Source organism: uncultured Corynebacterium sp. (genome assembly GCF_902489365.1).
In the GTDB taxonomy this organism is placed as follows: Bacteria; Actinomycetota; Actinomycetes; order Mycobacteriales; family Mycobacteriaceae; genus Corynebacterium.
Genome location: NZ_CABTZR010000146.1, coordinates 1 through 2,596 on the forward strand (window position 1 = coordinate 1; position 2,596 = coordinate 2,596).

The window sequence follows — 2,596 nt, forward strand, 5'->3', positions numbered from 1 at the left end:
AGGCCATCGAGCTGGAAATTGATGGTGACGTTATCGCCTTCCGGATCGACCTCGACGTGACGGCCAGCCTGGTTCTGATCCCCAGAAGGCTTGCCGGTGGTGAACAGCTCGTAGCGCACATCCTTCTCACCGACATCACGGCTGGCCAGCTCATCGCGTACCAGCTGCACCAGCTCGAAGGGAACACAGAGGAACCATTCATCGACGTTATCGGTGCGCACGACGTTATCCAGCAGGGTCTGGAGTTTCTCAGCGTCGATGCGCCCGGAGAACAGCGGATTGACGCGCTGCTCGCGGGAGAGGACGTGGTGCACGGCAAAGCGCGTGGGGAACTTGTCCTTGAGGTCACCGATCTCTTCGGCGAACATGACGTCACCGCCGCCTTTGTTGGCGAAGATGAGCTCAAAGGTGGTGTCGGGGGAGCTATGGAGAACGGTCTGGGCGATAGCCATGATCGGCGTGATGCCGGATCCCGCGGCGATGGCCACGAGGTGCGGATTCTCCAGCTTCTCGACTTCCTCGCGGACAGCCTCAGGATTGTTCAGACCGGTCAGGTGAGTCTTCGAGGTGAATGCGCCCTGCGGATTCATGACATCCATGGTGTCGCCGGGCTGCAGGGTGTCGTTGGCCCACGTGGAAAACACGCCACCGCGGTCGCGCTTGATGGCGACGCGCAGCACGCCGTCGCGAGGCACATCGCAGATGGAATAGGAGCGGCGGACTTCCTGGCCGTCGATGGTCGCCCGCAGCGCAACGTATTGGCCGGGGATGTAGTCATAGTCGTCCTGGAGCTCCGGAGGGATGGCGAAGGAAACCTCCACGGAGTCCTCGGTCAGGGCGCGCACCTCGGACACGGTCAGGGTGTTGAACGTGGCCTTCTTCTTTGCGGGGGCAGACGGGGTCGTGGTCATTAGTGCACCTTGAAGTAGTCGAAGGGCTCCAAGCAGTCCTGGCAGTTATAGAGAGCTTTGCAGGAGGTGGAACCGAATTGGGCAAGCTTACGTGTGCGGCGGGAGCCACAGTGGGGGCATTCGATGGCCGGCGGCGGTTCGAGTGTGAGAGGGATAGGACCTTCTGGTGTGGCCCGGGTTTTACCGCTGGGAGGCGCGATGCCGTAGTCCTTGAGGTTTTGCCGGCCGGTCTCCGTCATCCAGTCGGTGGTCCACGCGGGCTGGAGCACGAGGTCGACACGCACCTTGGCGTAGCCGGCGTCGGTCAGCGCTGTGGTGATGTCCGTCGTGATGTGCTCCATGGCGGGGCAGCCGGAATAGGTTGGGGTAATCGTGACCACCGCAGTATCGTCTTCCAGGCGAGCGTCTCGGAGAATGCCAAGGTCAGCGATGGAAATAACGGGGATTTCCGGATCGGGCACCTCGGCGGCGACGTCCCACACGTGGGCGTCGTCAGGCTGCGTGGGGCGCAGCGGGTGGGACTTATCTGTGATGGACACGATGAAACCTTGGTCCTTTCCTTGTCTTTACCAGGTCGCGCCGGGGTGCTGGCGCGCCAAGGACTGCATCTCTGCGAGGATGTAGCCGCGGTGCTCGGAGAAGCGCCCGGTGCGTTGCCCGGAGCGGGCTTGCTTGACGTCCGGGATGGCCAGACCTGCCTTGTCCAGGACATAGGCTATGCGCTCATCGAACTGCGCGCGCAGGCTCGAGGGCAGAACAGCGATGCCTTCTGCCGCCAGCTTCTCGTGGAGCGGGAGATCCTCGAAGAGCTCGTCAAGGTAGGGCCACATGTACATCAGGCCCTCCGTGATACGGCGGTGGGACTCCTCGGTACCGAGGCCCAGGCGCAGAACCCATTGGTTGGCGTGGTCGACGTGGTACTCGACTTCCTTGATGGCCTTGGCTGCGATAGCCGCCAGCGTCTCATCCGTGGACTCCAACAGGGCGGTGTAGAGCCCGTATTGGTAATAGGAGAAGAGCAGCTGGCGGGCGATGGTGTAGCCGAAGTCGCCGTTTTCCTGCTCGACCAGGCGCGTGGAGCGGAACTCCTCCTCATTGCGGAAGTAGGCCAAGTCATCCTCGGTCTTGCCCCATGCGGTGCCGGCATAGGTGAGGAGGAAGCGGGCGTGCCCGATGAGATCGAGGGCGATGTTTCCTAGGGCGATATCCTCCTCCATCTCTGGTGCCCGCGAAATCCACCAGCCCAGGCGCTGGGCCAAGATGAGGGCGTCATCGCCCAACGTGAGCGCATAGCGAGCCGTGTCCTCGGGTGCGACTGCACCGGAGGCGGCGATGTCTTCTGCGGTGATGCCGTTGCCCTGCGATTGCTTGGTCGCAGAATCGGCGGCTGCAAATCCGGTCACAGGTGCGGCACTCCTTCAGACTTGTCGTAGTACGTGGCGTGGCGGTAGCTCTTACCCTGCGGCGATTCGAAGAATCCGCCCTTGGAGTCAGGGTCGGAGGAAGCAATAGCCTCGCTGGGCACAACCCACACGGAGGTGCCTTCATTGCGGCGGGTATAGAGGTCACGGGCGTTACGCAGGGCCATCGTGGCATCCCGTGCAGTCGCACCCGCGGACACGGCTCGCTATTCGCTCACGCTGGGGGGTGAGGCCCCCATCTTTGCCCAGCCCCCTGGGCGGGGG

General features: G+C 62.9%; 4 protein-coding genes. All 4 read right to left on the bottom strand.

Annotated elements, in window-relative coordinates:
• A partial coding sequence (locus RDN59_RS11915) for an FAD-binding oxidoreductase (RefSeq protein ID WP_308608019.1) occupies positions 1-911 on the bottom strand: 911 nt, incomplete at its 3' end.
• Positions 911-1,450 (bottom strand): 1,2-phenylacetyl-CoA epoxidase subunit PaaD, encoded by a 540-nt coding sequence (gene paaD, locus RDN59_RS11920; protein ID WP_308608020.1) that lies wholly within the window; start codon positions 1,448-1,450, stop codon positions 911-913. The genes paaD and RDN59_RS11915, both read right to left, overlap by 1 nt.
• A 27-nt stretch (positions 1,451-1,477) precedes the next feature.
• Positions 1,478-2,314 (bottom strand): 1,2-phenylacetyl-CoA epoxidase subunit PaaC, encoded by an 837-nt coding sequence (gene paaC / locus RDN59_RS11925; protein WP_308608021.1) that lies wholly within the window; start codon positions 2,312-2,314, stop codon positions 1,478-1,480.
• A complete protein-coding gene (locus tag RDN59_RS11930) occupies positions 2,311-2,532 on the bottom strand; it encodes a 1,2-phenylacetyl-CoA epoxidase subunit B (RefSeq protein WP_308608022.1) in 222 nt (73 codons plus the stop codon). The genes paaC and RDN59_RS11930 overlap by 4 nt, the downstream gene beginning before the upstream one ends.
• Positions 2,533-2,596 lie beyond the last annotated feature (64 nt).